Source organism: Desulfocastanea catecholica (assembly GCF_054657295.1).
Map to the genome: position 1 here is coordinate 119,497 of NZ_BAAHYZ010000005.1, position 23,757 is coordinate 143,253.

Here is a 23,757-nt window from a genome sequence, read left to right on the forward strand (position 1 = left end):
CAAAAAGGATTGCGGTCAGTTAAAGGGGTATATTGCCATGTTTTTTCATCGGATTGGTGTCCCGTTTATTCTGCAGCAACTCAAGCGCCCGGACAATTCTGCTTCTCGTCAGGGAAGGTTCTATAATATCATCGATATACCCTCGCTGGGCGGCCACATAGGGATTGGCGACGTAATCCTGATATTCTTTTTCCTTTTCAACAAGATAGGCGGCAGGATTGTCGGCATTCTTTGCCTCTCTGCCGTATAAGACACCAACCGCGCCTTTGGCGCCCATGACCGCTATTTCCGCACTCGGCCAGGCATAGTTAATATCGCCACGCAGATGCTTGGAAGACATGACGCAATAGGCGCCGCCATACGCTTTTCTTGTTATAACAGTTACTTTGGGGATCGTTGCTTCAGCATATGCATAGAGAATCTTCGCCCCGTTCCTGATCACCCCGCCATATTCCTGCGCGGTTCCCGGCATAAAACCCGGTACATCGACGAAGGTGACAACAGGAATATTAAAACAATCACAAAAGCGGACAAATCGCGCGCCTTTTACCGATGAATCGATATCCAGAACCCCAGACAGATGGGCCGGTTGATTGGCGACGATGCCGACGCTCATGCCGTTGTACCTGGCAAATCCTACAATCAGGTTCGGGGCAAAGCTGGCCTTAACCTCGAGGAAATCACGATTATCGACTGTCTGGAGAATGACTTCCTTCATGTCATACGCGGCATTGGTATTTTCCGGCAGAATTGAATTGAGCTCAATCGACGGACGATTTCCCGGATCCTCGGACGGTACGATCGGCGGGCTTTCCATATTGTTTTGCGGCAGAAACGACAGCAGTTTTTTGACATATTCAATGGCATCAGCACCGGACATTGCCGCATAATCGGAAACGCCGCTTCTGCTGGCGTGCATTGCCGCACCACCCAGGGCCTCTGTGGTGACGTCTTCATGGGTCACCGCTTTAACCACCTTTGGCCCGGTGAGGAACATGTACGACTGGTTTTGCACCATGACGATAAAGTCGGTCAGGGCTGGAGAATAGACCGCGCCACCGGCACAAGGGCCAAATATCGCGGAAAGTTGCGGCACAACCCCGGAGGCCATGACATTGCGCTGAAAGATTTCCGTATATCCGGCCAGACTTTCAATGCCTTCCTGGATGCGCGCGCCGCCGGAATCGTTCAGACCAATAACCGGCGCCCCATTTTTCATGGCCATATCCATGACCTTGCAGATTTTCTCAGAAAATGTCTCGGAGAGTGAACCACCGAGCACGGTAAAATCCTGAGCAAAGACATAGACAATCCGACCATCTATCGTACCATGCCCGGTTACCACGCCGTCTCCGGGAAAGACCTGTTTTTCCATACCGAATTCCCTGCATCGGTGGGCCTTGAACATGTCGAATTCTTCGAACGATCCCTTATCCAGCAGAAGGTCGATGCGTTCCCTGGCGGTCATAACCCCTTTTTCATGCTGCTTATCTATTCTTTGCTGACCACCACCCAGTCGGGCCTCAGCCCTGAGTTTCCTGAGATGGTCGAGTTGGTCGTTTAACTTCATAGTGTCTCCTTGAAACTAAATTCACAGTGCGCTTTGCAGGTCACCATCATATCCGCCATATAATCTCCGCCGTATACTCAGGAAAAAACATCCTTACAGAGTTTGCCTAAAGATCCGAGATTTTCGCAGACATGGATACCGGACTCCCGCATTGCCTTGATCTTGGCTTCGGCAGTACCCTGTCCGCCGCTGACAATAGCCCCTGCGTGGCCCATACGTCTGCCCGGAGGAGCAGTCAAACCGGCGATAAATCCAACAACCGGCTTTTTCATATTGGCCTTGATCCAGGCAGAGGCGACTTCTTCCGCATTACCGCCGATCTCGCCGACCATGACTACCGCCTTGGTCTCAGGATCTGCATTGAAGGCCTCGAGGCAATCAAGAAAGCCGGTGCCGTTTACCGGATCACCACCGATACCAACACAGGTGGTCTGCCCGAGTCCGACCTGCGTCAGCTGATGCACCACCTCGTAGGTGAGCGTTCCGGAACGGGAGACGACCCCAACCGGTCCTCCCGGCTTATGAATAGCACCAGGCATGATGCCTATCTTGCACTCCCCGGGAGTAATGATACCTGGACAGTTCGGCCCGATCAGTCTGGATTTTTTCATGGCCAGGTAATTCTTTACCTTCAGCATATCCATCACCGGCACACCTTCGGTTATGCAAACGATCAGCTCGATGCCGGCGTCAATAGCTTCAAGAATTGCATCGGCGGCAAACGGGGGAGGAACCAGAATCATCGAGGCATTAGCTCCAGTCTTGTCCCTGGCTTCCTGCACCGTATTGAAAACCGGCACCGAATCCATTTTCTGACCGCCTTTTCCCGGGGTCACTCCTGCGACCACTTTTGTGCCATACGCGATACACTGCTGGGTATGGAATTGCCCTTCCTTGCCGGTAATACCCTGAACAAGGACTCGTGTTTCGGAATTAACTAGAATGCTCATTTTTTTCCTTTGCAAGTATAATTAAACATACACCTTTTCAGAGTCAGGCGACAAACCTGTCGTCCCCCGCCCCATCAACGGCACATCAAAATTATTTTATTGAAATAACACAGTATTTGATGTGCTATTTATTCTGTCTACAGACCAGCCTGGAACACAAAAAGAAAATAAAACTCCCAATGGAGAAAAAAGAAGCTCGTCCTTGTTCCCTTATTTTCCTCTTCGTGTTGGTTAATGTGTCTTTTACTGGGGTCTCGGCAGATGGTCTGATTGGCGCGTCCGCCTCTCAATCAAGCGACAAGTTCGGCAACTTTACCGGCTGCATCAGCCAGGTCCGTGGCATTGATTAACTTTAAACCGGATTCGCTGAGTATTCGGCGGCCTTCCTCAACATTGGTTCCTTCCATCCGGACAACAACGGGCACCGACAGGTTAATTTTTTTCGCCGCCTGCACCACACCCTGCGCCAGGACATCGCAGCGAAGTATGCCACCAAAGATATTTATCAGAATACCTTTGACCTTTTTATCACTGAGAATAATGCGAAAGCCATTTTCGACCATTTCGGCATTGGCGCCACCACCTACATCAAGGAAGTTTGCCGGCTCCGCACCGGCCTGCTTGATGATATCCATTGTTGCCATGGCGAGACCGGCACCATTGACCATGTTGCCGACATTCCCATCGAGATTGATATAGTTGAGGTTATATTTCGCCGCTTCCGCTTCGGCGGCGTCGTCCTCATTGGGATCATGCATGGCCAGCACGTCCGGATGGCGGTATAAGGCATTGGAATCGATATCAACCTTGGCATCGAGAGCAATAATTGCGTTATCCTCGGTGACGATAAGAGGATTGATTTCCACCATGGAACAATCGTAATCGACAAACAGATTGTAAAGATTTTTCAGAATGGCGCCAAATTCTTTCATCAGCACCTTGTCGAGTTCCAGGCCGAACATAACCCGCCGCAAATGATAGCCCTGGATGCCTGTCACCGGATTGACCGGAACCTTGATGATCCGCTCAGGCGTTTTTTCAGCAACCTCTTCAATATCCATTCCGCCGTCCTGGCTTGCGACGATGGTGATGGTAGCAGTGCTGCGATCAGGAATGATCGAGAGATAGAGCTCTTTTTTAATAGCTACCCCTTTTTCGATCAGTACCGTCTGCACAACACGTCCCTCAGGACCGGTCTGCTTGGTAACCAGGGTCATACCGAGAATCGTCTTGGCGGCCTGCGTCACTTCTTCACTGGTTTTAGCGATCTTTACGCCACCCCCTTTACCCCGCCCACCAGCGTGGATCTGAGCCTTGACGGCAACAGGCAGACCAAGATTTGCGGCAACCTCTTCAATACCTTGTACCGTATTACTTACACCGCCTTCCGGAGTCGGCACCTTATACTTGCGAAAAAGCTCTTTCGCCTGGTATTCATGGATCTTCATAAACTCTTGTCCTAAGAATTGGAGCAGGATGTTTTCCAGCCCGTCAGGTTAAAAAAAAGGCAGCTGCCCAAAAAAAAGGACAGCTGCCGACTCATACTCTTGCTACTTCTTCACATACCCCATTTTGGTCAGGGTTTCGGTGATTTCATTAAGAATTGTCGGATCGTCGATGGTTGACGGCACCTTGTAATCCTTATTGTTGGCGATAGCGCGCATGGTTCCGCGTAAAATCTTGCCCGATCTGGTCTTCGGCAAACGGGCGACCTGATGGGCATCACGGAAACAGGCGATCGGACCGATGCTCTCACGCACCATTTTCACCAGCTCGTCTTTGATTTCATTGCCATCCCGGGTAACCCCGGCCTTAACGACAAAGAAACCGACGGGCAGCTGACCTTTCATCTGATCATCAGCACCGAAAACAGCACATTCGGCAACATCCGGATGGTTGGAGATAATTTCTTCCATCGCACCGGTGGACAGACGATGTCCGGCAATATTGATAACATCATCCATACGTCCCATGACATAGACATACCCGTCTTCGTCGATGTATCCACCATCACTGGTCTCGTAATAGCCTGGGAACTTCGTCATATAGGACTTGACGAAACGCTCGTCATTACGCCAAAGGGTGGTCAAGGTTCCAGGAGGAAGCGGCAATTTACAGACGATATTGCCCTCTGTTCCGCGAGGAAGCTCTACCCCTTCGTCGTCGACAACCCGAACATCATAGCCCGGCAGGGCCTTCGTTGGCGACCCTTCTTTCACCGGAAGTTCTTCTATGCCGCGGCAATTACCAACAATTGCCCAGCCGGTTTCCGTCTGCCACCAGTGGTCGATAACCGGCACACCAATCATATCCTCGGCCCAGTGCAGGGTATCAGGATCTGTTCGCTCACCGGCGAGATAGAGACACTTAAAACAGGAAATATCATATTTTTTAATGAAATCTCCGTTGGGGTCTTCCTTTTTAATTGCCCGAAAAGCAGTCGGGGCAGTAAAAAGAGTTTTTACTTTATGCTCGGAGATAACTCGCCAGAAAGCACCGGCGTCCGGAGTGCCAACGGGTTTGCCTTCATAGAAAACCGTGGTCGATCCCTGCAGCAGCGGCGCGTAAACGATATAGGAGTGTCCAACGACCCAGCCGACATCCGACGCTGACCACCAGACCTCGCCAGGATTGATATCATAGAGGTTTTTCATGGTCCAATACAGTGCAACCGCATGGCCGCCGTTATCCCTCAGCACCCCTTTCGGCATGCCGGTCGTACCGGATGTATAGAGGATGTACAACGGATCGGTTGCATCAACTTCAGTACACCCTACCGGCGTGCTTTTGCTCACCAGTTCCTGCCAATCAATATCACGCCCTTCGATCATCGTTGATTTGACGATATCGCGTTGAAACAGAATGACTTTTTCAACTTCGTGGGTGGATTGTTTAATGGCACTGTCTACCAGCGGTTTATACTCAAGAGTTTTCTTTCCTTCGATAGCGCCGGATGCGGTAATCAGCACCTTTGGTTGGGCATGATCAATTCTGATTGCCAGCTCATGGGGAGCGAAACCACCAAAAACAACCGAATGCACCGCGCCCAGCCTGGCACATGCAAGCATAGCCACTGCGGCTTCAGGAATCATCGGCATATAAATAACGACCGTATCTCCTTTTGCAACACCGAGACTGGCCAGGCCACCGGCAAAAGCAGCAACTCTGGTTTGCAATTCTTTATACGTGATCTTCTTAATGGTGTTCGTTACAGGACTGTCGTATATGATTGCGGTTTGATCAGCTCGACCATTTTCCACATGACGATCAACCGCATTATAACAGGTGTTCATCTTCCCGCCGGCAAACCACTTATAGAACGGGGGATTTGAGTCGTCTAACACCTTTTCGGGTTCTTTGTACCACGTGATGTCTTTTGCAGCTTCTGCCCAGAACTTCTCGGGATTTTCCACACTCCGTTGAAACACCTCGTCAAACTTACCCATAATGGCTCCTTTTGGTCTGAATTTTAATCCACCCACCAGTCTCACCTCAATTTTATACTGCATAGCACATCATTGTTCAAGGGATAAATCAAACATTGTTACACATCTGCCAAGCAAGATTTAAATTTAGTTAATATATTATACTTTATTTACAATAGCTTAAATGCTTAATTGCCCACACAAAAAAATGCAATTTTTTTTCCCCTATTGGAAAGTAAAAAGGACGTTGTTATCATGGTGTAATAGTATTATGATACTGTTATCATGTTATTTTAATACATATGCAAACAAACGACTTCAAGCAAACAGAACATTGTTACCTTTACATCTTCATCTCAAATTGACTTTATCGACATCTTCAATTAATTTTATCAATGGACAGTCTGCACCTGCATTTCTTCCAAACAAATATTCACATATTAAGGGATTGTTTTTTTGAGGTTCTTACGTATGTACCACCAATTTACCGATACATTCACAACCAAGGGAAGTGTGCCAGGGCTTAAATTGGTACAATCTCAATTATTTCATTGCGGAATATCGTTCTGCTATTATTCTTGGCGGGTTATCTTCTCCATTCAATTGAGATAGAAATGAAAAACGCAACAAAATCATTCTTGCCAGATGTCGTTCCTGCAAAAATTTTCATGCCGGTCCTGCTGTCGATGTTTTTATTTATCGGCACATTTTTCGGCTACATCCTGCCGAAAGTCGAAGCCCACCTCATGGATCGGAAAAGGGAAATGATTCACGCCCTGAGCGAATCGGCGATGAGTTCCATCCGCTACTATGCCGGGCTTGCCGAAAAAAAATCCATCACCGTTGAGGATGCGCAGAAACAGGCAATTGCCCATTTACGAAGTCTTCGCTACGGCCCCGAAGGAAAGGACTATTTCTGGATCAACGACACCCATCCGACAATGATCATGCACCCATATCGCCCTGATCTTGAAGGCAAAGATGTGACCGATACCAAGGACCCAGCCGGTAAAAAACTTTTTCAGGCCTTTCTGGAAACGGTAAAGGCAACGGGAGGCGGATACGTCAACTATCACTGGCAATGGCAGGATGAACCGACCAGAATTTTTTCCAAGATCTCTTTTGTCGAGGAATACCGGCCATGGCACTGGATAGTGGGAACGGGGGTGTATGTCGAAGACGTGCGAGCCCAGATAGCCAGGATAACCGAGCGCATGACCTACATCTTCCTGGGAATCCTTGCACTCATTGCTCTCCTTTCGGTGTATATCGTCTGGCAGGGGGCCTCTGGGGAAAGCCATCGTCTTGAAATAGAAGAATCTTTACGAAAAAGTGAAAACAAATATCGGCTCCTGGCTGAAACCGCCAGGGAAATAATCCTGCTTTTCGACTCCAACCTGAACATCAGCTATGCCAACACGGCCTGGAAAAGAATAAGCGGCTATGCACTTTCGGAAATGATGCATATGACCATCACCGACATGATTCCATCCGAACAGCAGGAAGCTTTCAAGGCGAAAATACTGCAGATAAACAACGATGAACCGGATGACTATCTGCTGGAAACGACCTTTTTGTTGAAAAATTCCCGGACAATTATTGTTGAAGCTACTTTTGCAAAATTGGAAACGGCAGAGCAATTTTCAACCTTTTTAATGACCGCCAGGGATATCACCGAAAAGAAAAAAATAGAAGCCCAGACAAAAATGCAGCAGGAACAGCTTATGCAGACGGACAAGATGATATCACTTGGCACCCTGGTTTCCGGTGTGGCCCACGAGATCAACAATCCAATCGCCTCAGTGATGCTCAACATTCAGGTTTTTGACAAGTTGTGGCGGGCCGTGCAGCCGATTCTCGACAAACACTATGAATTGAACGGCGATCTGGAAGTAGGCACCATGGAGTACCCACAATTACGGGAGAGAATGCCCCGCCTGCTTCTTTATTCCCAGGAAGGGGTAGAGCGGGTAAAACGGATCGTCGGCGACCTGAAAGATTTCTCCGGTCAAAAGCCTTCTGATCATAGAGAAACAGTCAACCTCAATCAGGTGGTAGAAAAAGCAGTCGGCCTGATCTCCAGCCTCATCAAAAAAGCCACCAGCAATTTCGAGGTAGTGTATGCTGAAAATCTGCCGACCATACAGGGTAATAGCCAGCGACTGGGCCAGGTGGTCATCAATTTGCTGGTTAATGCCTGCCAGGCGCTCACCGACAACAGCCAGACCATCTGTGTCACGACCGCCTATATTGAAGAATCGGAAGAAATTTTTCTGGAAGTCCGTGATTCAGGCGAAGGCATGAGCGCAGATGTACTTGCCCGCATAAAGGATCCGTTTTTTACCACCAAACGCGACAGCAGCGGAACCGGGCTTGGGCTGTCCATCTCGGATACAATTGTACGTAATCACGGCGGCTGGCTGGATTTCAGCTCCGAGGTGCACAGAGGAACCACAGCGACAATTCTCTTGCCGCGATACAGTTCGGACGAAGTGACCGGGAGAATGATATGAGCCGGAGACCGTACCCAGCAGATCCAATTCTGGTAATCGACGACGAAGAGTCCATCCTTCTTTCTGTTGACACCATCCTCCAGCTGGCCGGGATGAATAATATCCTGACATGTTCAGACAGCAGGCAAGCCATGGCCATCATCAAGCAGCGATCCCCGAGTATCGTCCTGTTGGACCTGAACATGCCCCACGTCGATGGCGAGGCAATTCTCGACCAGATAACCAACCAGAATCATCATATTCCAGTCATCATCATTACCGGCCGCATTGACGCTGAAACGGCGGTGGAATGCATGAAATCAGGCGCCTTCGACTACATCGTCAAACCCGTTGACGAAAACCGCCTTATTGCTGCAGTCAAGAAAAGCCTGCAATACGGCGCACTTCGGCAGGAAAATCTCACCTTGAAAGAACAGCTGCCGGACAGCAGCCTGAAACATCCCGAAGCCTTCAAGAGCATCATCACCAACTCGCCGAAGATGCTGCTCCTGTTCAAGTATGTCGAGTCGACAGCCCAGACCTCGGAACCGGTGCTTATCCGGGGGGAAACCGGAACGGGCAAGGAATTGATCGCCAGGGCCATTCACCAGTTGAGCGGCAATACCGGTGAATTTGTCGCGATCAATGTGGCCGGTCTTGATGATAATGTCTTCTCCGACACCCTCTTCGGCCATGTAAAAGGCGCCTTCACCGGTGCGGATTCCCATCGTCCAGGTCTTATCGAACGGGCCGCGAACGGCACCCTCTTTCTAGATGAAATCGGCGACTTGAGTGCAAGCTCGCAGGTCAAATTGCTCCGTCTTCTTCAGGAAAAGGAATACATGCCGCTCGGCCAGGACACCAATCGTTTCAGCACTGCCCGTATCATCGCCTCGACCCACGTCGACCTGTGGAACCTGCAGCAAAAGGAACTCTTTCGCCAGGACCTGCACTACCGACTTCGAACCCACCGAATTATCCTGCCGCCACTGAGGGAACGTAAGGAAGACCTCGGGATCCTCGTCGACCACTTTGCCGAATGCGCCTCCCTGACCCTGAAAAAGAAAACGCCAAGGATACCGCAGGAACTGTTGCCTCTGCTTGAGGCATACACTTTTCCAGGAAACATACGCGAACTGCAGGCTATGGTTTTCGACGCTATTGCCCAGAACAGCAATGGCATTCTCCCCCTCACCGTCTTCCGTAACCACATCTCCAGAGCGGCACAACTCGAGGGAGTACACCACCACACAGGTGACCGGAACGCAGGCATTCCCATTACCTTCGCCGACCCTTTGCCCACCATAAAACAAGCGACCCGCCTGCTGGTGGAGGAGGCAATGCACCGGGCGGGAAACAATCAATCTACCGCCGCATCTCTGCTTGGTATTTCGCAACAGGCCCTCAGTAAAAGATTAAAAAACCTGGAATAGGCAACAGCCCTACAACTTTTCTTGTAGCCACAACCAAAATTGTTACTCGCGAAAAGAGGCGAATAGCGGTGTTGCACGGTTACGAGCCCGATCCTTACAACTTTTTTTGTAGCCCTTCATTTGTTACGCATTTCACACATCTGGCTAATACTGCGTTATATTATACATTTTTAGCAAGTGGCATGCTGTTTGCTTTGATATGCATGTTGTACAAGAGGCAAGAGGTTTTACCAACATTAAAAATTGTATGGAGGAGTAAAATCATGGCAAGCACTTCACCCCCGATGGGAAACCCGGCAGTTGTAGGATTGGCAGGCTTCGGTCTGACCACCTTTATTCTGCAGATTCACAATCTGGGCTTATGCGGCCTGGGTCCGGTCATCGCCTGCGGCATCATTTTTGGCGGATTCGCCCAGCTCATGGCCGGATTGCAGGAATTTAAGGCAGGGAACAACTTCGGCTACAGCGCCTTTTGTTCATACGGCGCCTTCTGGATTGCCCTCTGTATCATCCTGCTCTTCAACAAATTTGATATTTACAAGTCCAGTGGAACCGACCTTGGCTGGTTCCTTGTTGTTTGGACCCTCTACACGATGATTTTGTGGGTCGGTGCGATGAAAATCCACGGAGCAATGGCCTCCACCTTCACCCTGCTTGTTGCCGGATTTATTTTACTCGATTTAGCCCACTTCGGCTATCCGGCGATGACCAAGGTTGCCGCCTACGTCCTCATTCTCTGTGCCTTGAACGCCTGGTACATGATGGCTCACGTTATCTTCCTGCAGGTATTTGGACGGGATGTACTCCCTGTCGGTAAACCATGGATCGAGGCAAAGCCTGCCCCCCAGGTGCAAAAAGCAGAAGCAGCCAGCTAAGCAAAACCACATTACGGATCGAAAACTATTCAATAAAAAGAGGTAAATAATTCATCGGTCGAAGATATCGGCAAGCAACCACACACCAGACTCCAGTTTCACCTGATCAGGTCCACCCCACGAGCCTGATCAGCAAATCAAGCCGCACAATCGATTGGTTGAAAAAGATTTACCGTATTGAAAAGTGATTTCTCGAACGTGAAAAGCGGTACCCGAAAGGAATTTCTCTCGGGTACCGCTTTTTTTTTAACTTCCCGCCAAACCTTACGCCAAATCATATCCTTTTTAAGATTTTGAGAATTGGTTGTACTTGCATCTTGCCTAAGCTAAGATTACCTTCTAGTTTCAATTTCCTTCATTTACCTGAGCTTGTTCTACCAAAGACTATTGGAGTGTTGAGCATTCAAAGTTACTCTTGTGCTCTTTTTGGTGGTTTACAGCAACATATTACAAAGATCAAAAGGAGCACAACATGCCGAATACCCAATACTGGGCAGATACCTATTTAGAAAAAAGAGTAACTCCAGCCGAGGCAATTACACGCATTCGATCAGGTCAACGGGTATTTATAGGTTCCGGTTGCGGCGAGCCACAGGCTCTTGTCAAGGTACTCGTTGAAAAAACGTACAACTTCAGCGGCTTGGAAATAGTACGCCTCCTTGGTCGTGAAACAGCGTCTCTTACGGCCATCGCCGATAAAACAAAGGATACCAACCTCAATATTCGTTCTATTTATCTTGGCTCGACTAAATCTGGATCTATTGCCAAGCAGCGGCGCTTCATCACTCCGATGAATATGTCCGATGTACCGGGCCTGTTCACCACTCGAAAAATGCCGCTTAACGTAGCTTTGATCCAGGTATCTCCCGCCGATGATTTCGGGTGGATGAGCCTCGGTATTTCCGTCGATGTCACCATGGCCGCCGCCCGTTCAGCTGATTTCGTTATTGCCCAGGTAAACCCACGGATGCCAAGAGTCATGGGTCAGAGTTTCATCCATGTCAACGATGTCGATCTCATTGTCGAGTATGAAGAAGAACTGCTGGCGATACCCCCTTCAAAAATATTCTCGGAGGCTGCTACGCAGATCGGCAACCATATTGCACGCTTGATAGAAGACGGCTCTACCCTGCAAATTGGTCTTGATGCAGCCTCCCAGGCGACCGTCCATGCTCTTTCAAACAAGACCGACCTCGGCGTCCATTCCCAGTTTTTGACCGATGATATCATGCATCTCTACTCCACGGGAAACATCAACAATAAGAAAAAAGGCATCAACGAGGGAAAGATGGTGGCGTCAATGGCCATCGGCAGTCACAATCTGTACGAATTTCTCAATGACAATCCGGCAATTGACTTCCATCCTTCGGATTATGTCAACGATCCTTTCGTCATTTCTCAGCACAACCGAATGGTTTCGATGAATGTGGCACGGATGATGGATCTGACGGGACAGGTTTCCGCCGAGGCCTCGGCCGCCACTCGATTTGCCGGAGTTTCCGGTATTCCCGACTTTGTCCGAGGCGCCAGGCGTTCACCTGGCGGCAAATCCATTCTGATGATTTTTTCCACCACCGAGACAGAAAACGGACTGCAATCGAACATTGTTCCGCACCTCCAGGAATATGTGGTCGTCGTCCCCCGAGGCGACGTGCATTATGTGGTGTCTGAATACGGCTCCGTCAACCTGTTCGGCAAGAGCATTCAGGAGCGGGTCATTGCCATGATCAGCCTCGCTCACCCGCAGTTCAGGGATGAACTTTTTCAGGCGGCCAAAGAGCGTGGACTGATTGGCGCGGAAAGAAGTCTAGGCGAGGCGGCGAAAGCTGTTTACCCAATCCAGCTTGAGGAGACGCTCAGTATTGATGGGGAAACAATCACCATCAGGCCTTCGAAACCGGTTGACGAGCGGCGTATCCAGGAACATTACTACAGTCTGCCGAAAGAAGATGTGCTGACGAGATTTTTCTGCCAGAAGACCATCTTTGCCAGATCGGAAATGGAAAGCCGTTCCCAGACTGATTATGTCAATGACCTGACACTGGTGGCTGTTGTTGGGGATTTCGGTTTTGGTCGCGTTGTAGCCGTCGCCGAATGCATGAAACTGGAAAATGAAAATTTAGCCGAGGTGGCATTTTCCGTAAGTGAAGAATATCAAGGGAAAGGACTTGGCACCTTTTTCCTTAAAAAACTTGCCGCAGTAGCGAGAGAAAACGGGATCGGTGGCCTGATCGCCTATACCTTTCCGACCAACAAGCCAATGATCAAGCTATTCAGAACCTTACCGTATAAGGTAAAGACGGTCTATGAAGACGGTGATCTGGTTCTCAGCTGTCGTTTTAATGAACTGGCTTGAGATAGAGACAGAGTTTAAACGGGATCAGCCCTCTTTCTGCCATGCACAAAGGAAGAAAGAGGTGACCTTTAAGCGTTCAGAATAAAAGATGTAATAGTGGTGACTATTGGGTTGAAAAAAGAACTGATCCCCTCCCACCCGCTCAACCTGACCAGCAGAAATGTGCCGACGATAAGATAGGGACCAAAGGTGCGAGCCGCCTTGCTTATCTTTTCCAGAGACAGACCACGCGGCATAAGGGCAAAAATCAATGCGGAACCAGGAAGCGGCGGGATGAAGATCAGGCCGTAAACGGCCATGGTAACGTTAACAACAACGATTGTGGTAAAGACCTTGTCCTCAAAACCATAGGTGTCGAGAATCCAGGACAGGCTAGCGGCAATATTCGCCATCAGAAGGTTCGCCAAGGGGCCGGCTATTCTACTCAGCACCAGAAAAAGCCGTGGATGGTTTTTAAAACTCTTCGTATCTATATCCATTTCTTTCGCCCAGCCAAACCCGGCAATAAAAAAATTCAGCGTGCCGAGAATACTCATGTGCATAAAAACATTGAAATGGAAACGATCCTTGGCGCCAATCCGGGTATCCCCGAGCAGGGTGGCAATGAATGCCTGACCCTCGGCACTGACGATGATCGCCGTCAGCATGGCTACACAAAATATAACAATATCTTCTATTACCGGCTGAGAATAATTGACAAGATAGGGGAGATAAAAATCCGGTGCCATAATTTCCCTTTTACGGAGTGTGCATAAATTGGTGAATCAAAAAATCCATCCCTGTACTGTACCGTAAAATTTTTCAGAATGGGAAAAAAAATGGTGGGAGCCATAAAGACTCCCACCATCTCGCAGCGACAAGTGGGTGGGTGTGAGATACTGTGCTGCTTACCTTACTACTTACCTGCCTGCTTTACCATCTGCTGAATCTGCTCGACAATCTCAGGATTGGCCAGCGTCATGACATTACCGACATCTCCATTGTTCGAGATAGCACCAAGTACCCTTCTCATGATTTTGCCTGAGCGGGTCTTTGGCATATCGGGCACTATCCAGACATTTTTACATTTAGCAATCTTGCCGATCTGGAAAGTGATGGCGTCGGCAATTTTCTGCTGAATTTCCGATGAGGGTTCAAAGCCCGGCTTCAAGGAAACATAAACCTCCGGCTCTTTCCCTTTTATTTCATGATTAACCGGAACAACCGCCGCTTCCGCGACCTCCGGAACTGTCAGACATACCGATTCAATTTCCTTGGTGCCAAGGCGATGACCGGAAACGTTGATAACATCATCAATCCTGCCCAGAATTCGGATATAGCCATCCTCCGCCAACACCGCCGCGTCACCGGTCAGGTATGGCCAATCCCGCCAGTCTTTACTGTTGGGATCTTTGTTATACATGCCGAAATAGGTATCGACAAATCGCTGCCTGTTGCCCCAGATGGTCTGGAAGCAGCCCGGCCACGGATTCTGGATACAGATATTCCCGGCCTTACCGGCACCGGCCGGAATGGACTTGCCGTTTTCATCGAAAATGATTGGATGAATTCCAGGTACACCCGGCCCGGCACTGCCCGGCTTCATCGGCTGCAGGCCTGGTACGGTCGAGCAGAGGAAGCCACCGGTCTCTGTCTGCCAGTAGGTGTCAACAATAACCGCCTTCCCTTTACCCACTTCTTTTTCATACCATTTCCATACTTCCGGCTCAATCGGCTCGCCAACGGTGGTCATGTGTTTAAATTGGAAATTATACTTCGCCGGCTCATCCGGTCCGACTTTTCTCAAGGCCCGGATGGCGGTTGGGGCGGTATGGAAAATGTTGACATTGAGGTCCTGGGCAATTCTCCAGGAACGTCCGGCATCCGGATACGTCGGGACACCTTCATAAATGACTGAAGAAGCACAGAGTGCCAGTGGTCCATAGACAATAAACGAGTGTCCGGTAATCCAGCCGATATCCGCCATACACCAGTAGACATCCTCGGGATGAATATCCTGAATGTATTTCGACATTGCCGTAACATAGGCCAGGTATCCGCCGGTACCATGCTGGGCGCCTTTCGGTTTGCCGGTCGTACCGCTGGTGTACATCAAGAAGAGTGGTTCCTCTGACAGCATTTTTTCCGGTTCTACGCGCGCGCCGTAATATTTTTTCAGCTCATTGTTGATAACAATATCACGCCCTTCGACAAGTGGTGAATCAGATGACATCTTGCCGGGATAACGCTGCCAGATAAGCAACTTATCAACTTTTTGGCCATCTTTTTCCGCCAGTTCACATGCTTCATCATCAACAGCCTTATGGTTCAAAAGTTTACCTGCACGGTAATAGGAGTCCATGGTAATCAGAACCCGGCTATTTGAATCGACAACCCTGTCGGCACAGGCACTGGAGGAAAAACCACCAAACACGACAGAGTGAATAACGCCCAGTCGAGCACAGGCCAGCATGGTGATGGGCAGTTCCGCCGACATCGGCATATGCACCGTCACCCGGTCACCTCGTTTCAATCCTGCCGTATCACGCAGAAGAGCGGCAAATTCATTGACGCGGACATAGAGTTCCTGATAGGTGATATGCTGGACTCTTTCCTCTTCTAACTCCGGGACAAAATGAATAGCGGTTTTGTTCTTATTTTTGGCCAGATGCCGATCGATACAGTTATAACTGGCGTTTATTTTCCCGCCCTTGAACCATTTAAAACAAGGCGCATCACTTGAATCAAGGACTTCGTCCCAATATTTATACCAGGTCAGCAACTCGGCAAACTCGGTGTAGTAATCGGGAAAGTTTTCCAACTTAAACCGCTCAAAAATTGAGCTATCAGTAAGGTTTGCCTGTCCGATAAAATCCGGAGACGCATGATAGTAGGCTTCTTCTTGCCAGTGAACGGCGATTTCAGCTTCAGAAGTTTCAACAACATTCTTTTCACTCATGTAAATCACTCCTTGTACATGGCTTTATTGTTTTCAGTTGCACGCAATAACAATTTTGCATGCAACCTCACCTTACCACAAGAAAAAGATTTCAATTATGCTGCCGCTTTTTCAACTCGCACTTCATCCGTGTGCATTGGACGTCTGGTCATCTGGGCGAGAATAACACCGGCAACGAGCAAAGCACCGGAGATGTAGAAGGCATAATTCAGACTGCCGGTTATATCTTCAATGGTACCGCCCAATCTGGCCATAAAAAAGCCCAGCCCCCAACCGATAAATATCAGGCCGTAGTTCATTCCCAGATTCTTCGGTCCAAAGAAATCGGAAGCAAAGGATGGCATGAGAGCAAGACCACCACCATACTGCCAGTAGGCAATTCCCACGGCCAGGAAGAGAAGGCCGATGCTTTGGGTGGCGATGATATAAGGCAGGGCAAACAGGCAGACTGCTGAAATTGCGCAGTTGAGACAGTAGGCATTGAGTCTTCCGATTTTATCCGAGTAGAAGCCTGTGCCGACACGGCCGGCCGCATTGACCAGGCCGCCATAGGAGACGAGAAGCCAGCCGTTAGCAACAAAGAAAGGTATTCCTTGTGCAGCTTTCATCATCAGACCGTTGGCATTGGCGATGATGAGCAGACCGGACTGGGTGGTGAGAATAAACATGACCACCAAGGCATAAAATTGCCAGGTTTTCACGACGTCGGCCGCTTCCCAGTTGGTGATCGTCGAGTTGGCCGTGGCCAGGTTGCCACCGGAAAGGGTTGGTGGCTTATAGCCTTCAGGCGGTGTCTTCAGCATCTGACCGGCAATGACAACAACAACCGCAAAAAATGTTCCCAAGCCGACAAAGCTTCCCGTGATACCGTAATTTTTAATAAGCCACGAACCAAGGGCACCAATGTACAGGGCCGCGCCACCATAACCACCGACAACGATGCCGGCAATCAAACCACGCTTATGCGGACCAAACCATTTCAGAGCTGCCGGTGTCGGAGCGGCATAGCCGATTCCCATACCAATCCCGCCAAGAACACCAAAACCGATGATAATGCCGGTATAACTCTTCATCACGCCGGCGAGTATACACCCTGCCGCAAGAGTTAAGCCACCGAGGGTTGCACCAAATTTCGGGCTGATTTTATCCTGAATACGTCCACCAGGAATCATAAGAAGGGCAAAGATGATAACGCAAAGGGAGAAAGGGGTGGCAGCCTGGGCATTGTTCAGATAAACCCAGCCCTCATTGATACCGGTCATTGGCTGACCGGCTTGATCAACATTAACAAGTGCTGATTTCCAAATACTCCAAGCGTATAAAATACCAAGACAAAGGTTTATCGCCATGCCGGCAAAAACCGTTATCCAAGCTTGAGTCGGAACTGATTGATTCTGTTGCGACATTTGTATCTCCTTTTGAAATAGTGATCGTGACATTGTCAACCACTCGCTCTTACAACAGCCCAATCTTTGATATGTATGCCAATTAATTTTATAACGAGTGACTGAATGGTACAGAATGAATTGCCAGTTCATTGTTCACTTTCGCTCTCCGGTCACCTCCTTTTTGAGTTAATTTTAGTTGGGCAGTGTAAGTAAACTCGACAAGGTATTACATTAAAAAATGAAATTGAAACCACCATTTGGGAATTAACCCTTATGGTATATCAGTTTTATTTATCAAACATTCAAGCATTACTCAAGATAAAAATCTACTGATTCGCACATTCGTCATTCATTTGTAAGGATCCCCTAATTATCTTAAAATCTCTGAAAAAACATGTGAATGATTCTACTATCTCTAGGCGTTCCGCGGCGATTTTTCACCGGTCAGCCCATCTATATGAAGAACGGGGAAAATACTATTCGAATGATAATTGTTGTTAGAGAATCTTCGGAATGGCCTGGCGATTGAAGTCAAGAAGACATCCTTTAAAAAAAAGAACGGGTAGACAGCGATCTCTTTACCAGGCAATCAGCAAGGAAGAGAAGCAGCAGACACTACAGAGAGACACCTGGCAGAAACTTTAACGAATATATTCGTGTTTTTCCCTGACCTTCGCTCACTTTTTTTTCTAAAAAAAGCAGCAACTGCGGCGCTCAACTGGTAAGCAGACGGTACATTTCCGCCATTTTTGCCGGCAGGGAAAGCACGTCGTTGACAAAGATATAATTTCCCTTGCCGAACATATGCATCAGGTAGTCATGGGCAGCTTTGTCGATGGTAATACAAAAGGAATGCACGCCGCACCCTCGTGCCTCGAGGAGCGCTTTTCTGGTGTCTTCTATGGCATACTGTCCCTTATAATCATCGTAATCTTCAGGTTTTCCATCGGAAATGACCACCAGCAGCCGGACAGTACTCTGCGTCTCCTGCAGTATTTTTGTCAAATGGCGTATCGGCGGCCCCATGCGGGTATATTCCTTTGGCCCGATGGCGGCGATCCGTCCCTGCACTTCAGGTCCATACGGTTCATTGAGGTGCTTTATATGAAACAGTTCACTGCCGGATCGCCTCATGCCGGAAAAACCATATATGCCGTAGCGATCCCCGACTACCTCAAGGGCCTCAGCCAGAAGGACGAGTGACTCCTTCACCGCAACCCCTACCCAGCCTTCGGTTGAATTGGACATATCGACGAGAAACATGGCGGCAATATCTCTTTCGTCGCGTAACAGTTGGACAAAGAGCCGATCCGAGGGAGAAAGACCTGCCGAACTATCGCCCAAAGCTTCGATCATGGCGTCGAGATCGATATCGTCCCCGTGACGACGTCTCCTGACGAATCGGTCTCTCGACCGCAGCATTTCAAACTGTCGCCGGAGTTTGTTCAGTTGCGCTTGATATTTGACAAGGGTTCCGGCAACAAAACCGGATCGTACCGGCTGAAGAGATTTTTCGGTCAGGGTACACCAGTCCTTGCGATAACCGGCCCGACGATAATCCCATTCATCATATCTATGACCATCCCGTGGGGCGAAGCGATTATCTTCGTCCGAACTGTCGTTTTCCTTTCTCTGCACGCCCCGTCCGGCCTGTCCGGCGGCAGCCTGGACATACGCTTCGGGGAGAACGCCCAGATCATCCTCAATTTCCTTGATAAGAGCCGCAAGCTCCGCAGGAATTTCAAGGCCCTCATTTTCAAGGACTATGGCGTCCTGTTGAGGTGCGTCTTTCTCTTTTTGTGGTTTCTGCATAAGCAGGAGAAGGTTCTCCTGAGAGCTGTCGGGGACATTGCCGCCACCATCCTCTTCCTTTTGCCGTTGCTTTTGCTGTTCGAGAAAAACAGCAAGCATCGCGATAAATTTTTCTTTATCGTCTTCACGCCGTAACCGAATGGTTTCCGCCGCCCGAGCAAAATCAAATTCGCCAAGCAGCAGGGCCGCAGGCCCCAAATGGTAGGAACCGGACAGGCCGGAGAACATGGTATAGAGTTGCGGGAGCACATCAAAAGCTTCGGCATGGTGGAGGTCGTCAACAATTTTCTTTCCGCCATCCTTTGCCAGGTGTGTTGACCAAGGCGTGGTTGACAAGGATGTTGAATCCGCAGGGTTCTGAACACCGACCCCTTGAGTTAAAAGATGCTGCAAAGCAGTACTTTTTTCTCTTTCTCTCCCTCCGGGAACGATTTTTTTTATTAAGCTCAGACAGAGTTCCCGTCCTTGGCGGACAAGCCCAGGCAACTCCGCCTCAAGAGAGCGAAAAGTCTGAATTAACCGGATCGCCGCAAAAAGATCGACAGCCAACTGCCTCTCCGGATACCGCGCGAACAGCTGCTGAACATCGGTCTCCATTGCGGCACCTTGGGAAAAAATCCGCGACTCAACCTGCTGCCACTGCAAACTGATGAGAAGTTTGTAAAGAAAAATATTGTTTTGTTTGTCCGGAAAAGTATCAAGAAACTCCGGCAAAAATATTGTTGCGGTATCAGTGGATGGCAGTTGCGCCACGCCAAATTGAAACGAACGCCCTGAAATCCCACGCAGATAATGAATCATCCGTGACGATATATCTTCGAACGCCACCCCGGCTACACCGCGCATCGGACCAAGAAAAAATCTGTCCACATCGCCCATAAACTGCCGGGCGCCAAGGAGACCTTTTCTTTCGTACAACGCGAGAATTTGCCGAACCCATTCCCCGAGCATCTCCTCAGGAAATTGCTCCAGGGCCTGAGCACCATTTGTCAAATAGGCAAAACAGAGACTATGACTCACCGGCCATATCGCCCCGACATGACCTAACAATGCCTCCATTCTCGTCTCGTCCAGTTCGGCCAGCAGGTCAAAAATCTCATCCACCTCCCAGGTATTCGGCCTGGACGGCAGGACACTGGCGTAAAACCTCCTTTTATATTCGGAGAGATCCATACCATTCCGCTAGAAAAGGGAAAAAATCATCTCATCCATGGCGGCCAGCAGCTCGCCGTCATCGGTCAGACTCTGGAGCATTCCGGCCCTGCAGGCACTGATGGTGTCTATGCCGGAGCTGATCAACCTGACGGTCTGGATAATCAACCTGGTTGACGCGCCCTCGGCGAGTCCCGAATCTTTGAGACTTCTGGTCATCGTCGCCAGTTTTACCATCTGTATGGCAAGTTTTTCATCAATACCGCTCTCCCGCATGACAATTTCTTTTTCCAGATCAGGCGGCGGATAGTCGAAATTGAGTGAGACAAAGCGTTGGCGGGTAGAAGGTTTCAGATCCTTCAGGACGCTCTGGTAGCCTGGATTATAGGAGACAGCCAACATAAACTCCGGAGGCGCGGAGTAGAGCTTACCGAGTTTTTCAACCGGCAATTCCCGTCGGTCATCGGTCAGCGGATGGATAACGACGGTGGTATCCTTTCTTGCCTCAACTATCTCATCCAAATAGCAGATTGCCCCGGCGCGAACGGCGAGCGTAAGCGGGCCATCCTGCCAGAAGGCCTCATTTTTTTTCACTAAATAGCGGCCAACCAGATCGGAGGTTGAAAGATCATCATGGCAGGAAACGGTGATCAGCGGGCTGTTCAGTCGCCAGGCCAGATACTGCATAAATCTCGTTTTGCCGCAACCGGTGGGACCCTTGAGCAATAAGGGCAGACGATTGGCACTTGCCGCCAGACCGATGTCGATCTCATTTGCCTGGGGGAGAAAAAAGGGCTCGGAGAGTATCCGGTGTTCTTCCAGCCGGCACTCGAATGCTTCATTCATAGTTATCCTCATGGTAAAATATACGACACTCTCCATAACCTATGACACATCGTGAGAGAGCACAAGGGAGCGGCGAAAGTGTTTTTCCCCACAAAAAACAGTGCCGGATTGCAGGGCCAATTGACCTGACAGGACAAATATCGTAGTGTAGGATATCTTTTCTCGACCGTTTGGCGATCAGGGTAAAAGATATTTATGGATGGCCCTGGTTTTATTGTTCTGGCCGTCCATCCTTTTTTATCTGCCGAGATACGGTTTTCAGCCGAGAATCGTGAGTCAGCTCCCCGGGGATCTGCATTAAAGGACAGTGCGGCATATGGTGCAAAAGGAGCCATTTTTTCAGTCAGCACACGTTCCTTTCTTGACATCGACGTAAATACAAAGTATTTTTCTGCTCTTTTGATTTGAAATCCACCGATATCTCGCATGAGACGGAGCATATTTACCGTCACTTGGTGAGACGCACCAGGCGTATTGGTATTGGAAAAAATTGATACATCCCGGCACCCGGGAAAGATTGTCCACGCTGTCTGCACAATGGGACTGTGACTGGGACTGTATATGATTGCAATAAAACACTATGTTTGAAAACTTAACAGACAGGCTTGAAGGGGTATTCAAGAAACTCCGCGGCCATGGCAAACTCTCTGAAGAGAACATCGATGAGGCAATGCATGAGGTACGCAATGCCCTTCTGGAAGCGGATGTCAACTTCAAGGTCGCTAAAAATTTTATTGCAGCCGTCACCGAAAAGGCCATAGGCCGGGAAGTTTCGAAAAGTCTCTCCCCAGGCCAGCAGATCATTAAAATTGTCCACGAAGAGCTGGTCGATCTCCTCGGTGGCAATACCCAGCAGATCAAGCTCGATGGCCGACAGCCCGTCGTCATTATGATGGCCGGTCTTCAGGGCTCGGGTAAAACTACTACCGCCGGAAAGCTGGCTAAGTTACTGAAAGGCAAGGGGCGAAAACCCTATCTTGTTCCCGCGGATATTTACCGCCCTGCAGCCATAGAACAGCTTCAGGTACTCGGTTCCCGACTCGACGTTCCCGTACATCCGTCGACAGCCGATGTGAACCCCGTCGTCATCTGCCGTCAGGCGATGAGCGAAGCCGCACTGCATAACTATGATACGGTCATCATCGACACAGCGGGACGGCTGCATGTCGATGAGGCGTTGATGGGTGAGCTGCAGCAGATTCAGGCAGCCATTCCTCTTTCGGAAATCCTCTTTGTCGCCGATGCGATGACCGGGCAGGATGCGGTGACGGTTGCCGACAAGTTCAACAGCGACCTTGAAATCACCGGTATCGTCCTTACTAAAATGGAGGGTGACGCCCGGGGCGGTGCAGCACTTTCCATCAAGAATATCACCGGCAAACCGATTAAATTTGTCGGTGTCGGCGAAGGGCTTGAAGATCTTGAGGTCTTTCACCCTGAGCGGGTGGCCTCGCGTATTCTCGGCATGGGTGACATGCTCAGCCTGATCGAAAAGGCCGAGGCGGTTGTCGACAAAAAAGAGGCCGACAAGCTCGCTGATAAATTAAGAAAAAACCAATTCACTCTGGAGGATTTTCTTGATCAGATTCAACAGATCAAGAAGATGGGATCTCTTGAAAAGATCCTCGATATGGTTCCAGGTATCAATAAGCTCAGGCAGCTGAAAGATGCCCCGAAACCGGATGAAAAAGAACTGGTCAAAACGGAAGCAATTATCCGTTCGATGACCATCAAGGAAAGAAGAAATCATCAGATAATCAATACCAGCAGAAGGGCACGCATCGCTGCCGGCTCCGGCACGGCTGTTGGTGATGTCAATAGAGTGCTGAAAAGCTACTCGGAAATGTTGAAGATGATGAAAAAATTTCGCGGCAAACCGGGGGCTATTACCGGTGTGAAGCGGAGAAAAGTGCCCAAGGGCATGAAAAGAAAATAATTACTCTCTGAAAACCATTTTTTCAGAGGACCAGTGCAATAACCTACACAATTAACCGGAGGATATACCGGAATGGCAGTACGTATTCGATTGACCCGACTTGGCCGAAAGAAAAAACCTTTCTATCGTATAATTGTCGCCGACAGCGAAAGCAAACGTGACGGCAAATTTTTAGATGTAGTTGGAACCTATGATCCACTCAAGGATCCTGCGTCCATCATTATCAATAATGATAAATTGCAGGAATGGTTGGGCAGAGGCGCCCTGCCGACTACAACTGTTCAGAGCCTGATCAAAAAGTCGTCATCTGTCGCACAATAGTGATAGAATAGTGATGGAAAAGTGATGGAAAAACTTATAGCCGGTATCGCCAGATCCCTGGTCGATCAACCGGAGGCCGTCAAAGTCACACGAACCGACGAAGAGAATAATGTGACCATTGAACTGGCTGTTGCTGCGGAAGACTTGGGCAAGGTCATCGGTAAACAGGGACGGACGGCAAGGGCACTGCGATCCATATTGGCCGCTGTTGCGGCCAAGGATGACAAACGATCACGACTTGAGATTGTTGAATAACTACTGGT

17 protein-coding genes are annotated in these 23,757 nt (G+C 49.2%); 8 read left to right on the forward strand and 9 right to left on the reverse strand.

All coding sequences use genetic code 11. The annotated features are described in order from the left end of the window. Positions 1-19: 19 nt before the first annotated feature. From ACYQ8U_RS06510 to ACYQ8U_RS06525, 4 genes are all read right to left on the reverse strand, one after another. Entirely contained in the window at positions 20-1,570 is a 1,551-nt protein-coding gene (locus ACYQ8U_RS06510) for an acyl-CoA carboxylase subunit beta (protein WP_459944720.1), read from the reverse strand. Between the two features lie 77 nt (positions 1,571-1,647). Next, the gene (gene sucD, locus ACYQ8U_RS06515; RefSeq protein WP_459944721.1) at positions 1,648-2,520 is read right to left on the reverse strand and encodes a succinate--CoA ligase subunit alpha; all 873 of its coding nucleotides are present in this window, start codon (positions 2,518-2,520) and stop codon (positions 1,648-1,650) included. 290 nt (positions 2,521-2,810) lie between these two features. Further along, on the reverse strand, positions 2,811-3,968 hold the full coding sequence (gene sucC, locus ACYQ8U_RS06520) for an ADP-forming succinate--CoA ligase subunit beta (RefSeq protein ID WP_459944722.1): 1,158 nt from the start codon (positions 3,966-3,968) through the stop codon (positions 2,811-2,813). A gap of 102 nt (positions 3,969-4,070) precedes the next feature. Continuing rightward, complete coding sequence (locus ACYQ8U_RS06525) at positions 4,071-5,966, reverse strand: propionyl-CoA synthetase (protein ID WP_459944723.1); 1,896 nt, start codon at positions 5,964-5,966, stop codon at positions 4,071-4,073. A gap of 593 nt (positions 5,967-6,559) precedes the next feature. Here ACYQ8U_RS06525 and ACYQ8U_RS06530 point away from each other — a divergent pair. The 4 genes from ACYQ8U_RS06530 to ACYQ8U_RS06545 all read left to right on the forward strand — a co-directional run bounded on the left by ACYQ8U_RS06530 (position 6,560) and on the right by ACYQ8U_RS06545 (position 13,101). Further along, complete coding sequence (locus tag ACYQ8U_RS06530; RefSeq protein ID WP_459944724.1) at positions 6,560-8,458, forward strand: cache domain-containing protein; 1,899 nt, start codon at positions 6,560-6,562, stop codon at positions 8,456-8,458. Next, positions 8,455-9,870: a sigma-54-dependent transcriptional regulator gene (locus ACYQ8U_RS06535; protein ID WP_459944725.1), complete on the forward strand. Its 1,416-nt coding sequence runs from the start codon at positions 8,455-8,457 to the stop codon at positions 9,868-9,870. Before ACYQ8U_RS06530 ends, ACYQ8U_RS06535 begins: the two co-directional genes overlap by 4 nt. Before the next feature lie 263 nt (positions 9,871-10,133). After that, the gene (locus tag ACYQ8U_RS06540; RefSeq protein ID WP_459944726.1) at positions 10,134-10,745 is read left to right on the forward strand and encodes an acetate uptake transporter; all 612 of its coding nucleotides are present in this window, start codon (positions 10,134-10,136) and stop codon (positions 10,743-10,745) included. 472 nt (positions 10,746-11,217) lie between these two features. Next, on the forward strand, positions 11,218-13,101 hold the full coding sequence (locus tag ACYQ8U_RS06545) for a GNAT family N-acetyltransferase (protein ID WP_459944727.1): 1,884 nt from the start codon (positions 11,218-11,220) through the stop codon (positions 13,099-13,101). A 68-nt stretch (positions 13,102-13,169) separates the two neighbouring features. On the opposite strand, the gene ACYQ8U_RS06550 is transcribed toward ACYQ8U_RS06545, so the two are convergent. The 5 genes from ACYQ8U_RS06550 to ACYQ8U_RS06570 form a co-directional block, all read right to left on the reverse strand. Then, the gene (locus ACYQ8U_RS06550) at positions 13,170-13,829 is read right to left on the reverse strand and encodes a zinc metalloprotease (RefSeq protein WP_459944728.1); all 660 of its coding nucleotides are present in this window, start codon (positions 13,827-13,829) and stop codon (positions 13,170-13,172) included. A gap of 167 nt (positions 13,830-13,996) precedes the next feature. Next, positions 13,997-16,039 (reverse strand): acetate--CoA ligase, encoded by a 2,043-nt coding sequence (gene acs / locus ACYQ8U_RS06555; RefSeq protein ID WP_459944729.1) that lies wholly within the window; start codon positions 16,037-16,039, stop codon positions 13,997-13,999. A gap of 95 nt (positions 16,040-16,134) precedes the next feature. Continuing rightward, positions 16,135-17,478, reverse strand: coding sequence for an L-lactate MFS transporter (locus ACYQ8U_RS06560; RefSeq protein ID WP_459944730.1), 1,344 nt, complete (start codon positions 17,476-17,478; stop codon positions 16,135-16,137). Between the two features lie 663 nt (positions 17,479-18,141). Then, complete coding sequence (locus ACYQ8U_RS06565) at positions 18,142-20,412, reverse strand: nitric oxide reductase activation protein NorD (protein WP_459944731.1); 2,271 nt, start codon at positions 20,410-20,412, stop codon at positions 18,142-18,144. Between the two features lie 9 nt (positions 20,413-20,421). After that, positions 20,422-21,237 (reverse strand): CbbQ/NirQ/NorQ/GpvN family protein, encoded by an 816-nt coding sequence (locus ACYQ8U_RS06570; RefSeq protein ID WP_459944732.1) that lies wholly within the window; start codon positions 21,235-21,237, stop codon positions 20,422-20,424. Between the two features lie 195 nt (positions 21,238-21,432). Here ACYQ8U_RS06570 and ACYQ8U_RS06575 point away from each other — a divergent pair, with 195 nt between their 5' ends. From ACYQ8U_RS06575 to ACYQ8U_RS06590, 4 genes are all read left to right on the forward strand, one after another. Then, positions 21,433-21,645: a hypothetical protein gene (locus tag ACYQ8U_RS06575; RefSeq protein ID WP_459944733.1), complete on the forward strand. Its 213-nt coding sequence runs from the start codon at positions 21,433-21,435 to the stop codon at positions 21,643-21,645. A 172-nt stretch (positions 21,646-21,817) separates the two neighbouring features. Further along, entirely contained in the window at positions 21,818-23,173 is a 1,356-nt protein-coding gene (gene ffh / locus ACYQ8U_RS06580; RefSeq protein ID WP_459944734.1) for a signal recognition particle protein, read from the forward strand. A gap of 72 nt (positions 23,174-23,245) precedes the next feature. Then, positions 23,246-23,494, forward strand: a complete 249-nt coding sequence (gene rpsP, locus ACYQ8U_RS06585) for a 30S ribosomal protein S16 (RefSeq protein ID WP_459944735.1) — start codon at positions 23,246-23,248, stop codon at positions 23,492-23,494. Between the two features lie 24 nt (positions 23,495-23,518). Beyond that, positions 23,519-23,749, forward strand: a complete 231-nt coding sequence (locus tag ACYQ8U_RS06590) for a KH domain-containing protein (RefSeq protein WP_459944736.1) — start codon at positions 23,519-23,521, stop codon at positions 23,747-23,749. Positions 23,750-23,757: the final 8 nt, after the last annotated feature.

What these genes read in the sequence shown, in the direction of transcription:
- ACYQ8U_RS06510 (WP_459944720.1), bottom strand. Translation starts at nt 1,570, where the DNA reads ATGAAGTTAAACGACCAACTCGACCATCTCAGGAAACTCAGGGCTGAG.
- sucD (WP_459944721.1), bottom strand. Translation starts at nt 2,520, where the DNA reads ATGAGCATTCTAGTTAATTCCGAAACACGAGTCCTTGTTCAGGGTATT.
- sucC (WP_459944722.1), bottom strand. Translation starts at nt 3,968, where the DNA reads ATGAAGATCCATGAATACCAGGCGAAAGAGCTTTTTCGCAAGTATAAG.
- ACYQ8U_RS06525 (WP_459944723.1), bottom strand. Translation starts at nt 5,966, where the DNA reads ATGGGTAAGTTTGACGAGGTGTTTCAACGGAGTGTGGAAAATCCCGAG.
- ACYQ8U_RS06530 (WP_459944724.1), top strand. Translation starts at nt 6,560, where the DNA reads ATGAAAAACGCAACAAAATCATTCTTGCCAGATGTCGTTCCTGCAAAA.
- ACYQ8U_RS06535 (WP_459944725.1), top strand. Translation starts at nt 8,455, where the DNA reads ATGAGCCGGAGACCGTACCCAGCAGATCCAATTCTGGTAATCGACGAC.
- ACYQ8U_RS06540 (WP_459944726.1), top strand. Translation starts at nt 10,134, where the DNA reads ATGGCAAGCACTTCACCCCCGATGGGAAACCCGGCAGTTGTAGGATTG.
- ACYQ8U_RS06545 (WP_459944727.1), top strand. Translation starts at nt 11,218, where the DNA reads ATGCCGAATACCCAATACTGGGCAGATACCTATTTAGAAAAAAGAGTA.
- ACYQ8U_RS06550 (WP_459944728.1), bottom strand. Translation starts at nt 13,829, where the DNA reads ATGGCACCGGATTTTTATCTCCCCTATCTTGTCAATTATTCTCAGCCG.
- acs (WP_459944729.1), bottom strand. Translation starts at nt 16,039, where the DNA reads ATGAGTGAAAAGAATGTTGTTGAAACTTCTGAAGCTGAAATCGCCGTT.
- ACYQ8U_RS06560 (WP_459944730.1), bottom strand. Translation starts at nt 17,478, where the DNA reads ATGTCACGATCACTATTTCAAAAGGAGATACAAATGTCGCAACAGAAT.
- ACYQ8U_RS06565 (WP_459944731.1), bottom strand. Translation starts at nt 20,412, where the DNA reads ATGGATCTCTCCGAATATAAAAGGAGGTTTTACGCCAGTGTCCTGCCG.
- ACYQ8U_RS06570 (WP_459944732.1), bottom strand. Translation starts at nt 21,237, where the DNA reads ATGAATGAAGCATTCGAGTGCCGGCTGGAAGAACACCGGATACTCTCC.
- ACYQ8U_RS06575 (WP_459944733.1), top strand. Translation starts at nt 21,433, where the DNA reads ATGGATGGCCCTGGTTTTATTGTTCTGGCCGTCCATCCTTTTTTATCT.
- ffh (WP_459944734.1), top strand. Translation starts at nt 21,818, where the DNA reads ATGTTTGAAAACTTAACAGACAGGCTTGAAGGGGTATTCAAGAAACTC.
- rpsP (WP_459944735.1), top strand. Translation starts at nt 23,246, where the DNA reads ATGGCAGTACGTATTCGATTGACCCGACTTGGCCGAAAGAAAAAACCT.
- ACYQ8U_RS06590 (WP_459944736.1), top strand. Translation starts at nt 23,519, where the DNA reads ATGGAAAAACTTATAGCCGGTATCGCCAGATCCCTGGTCGATCAACCG.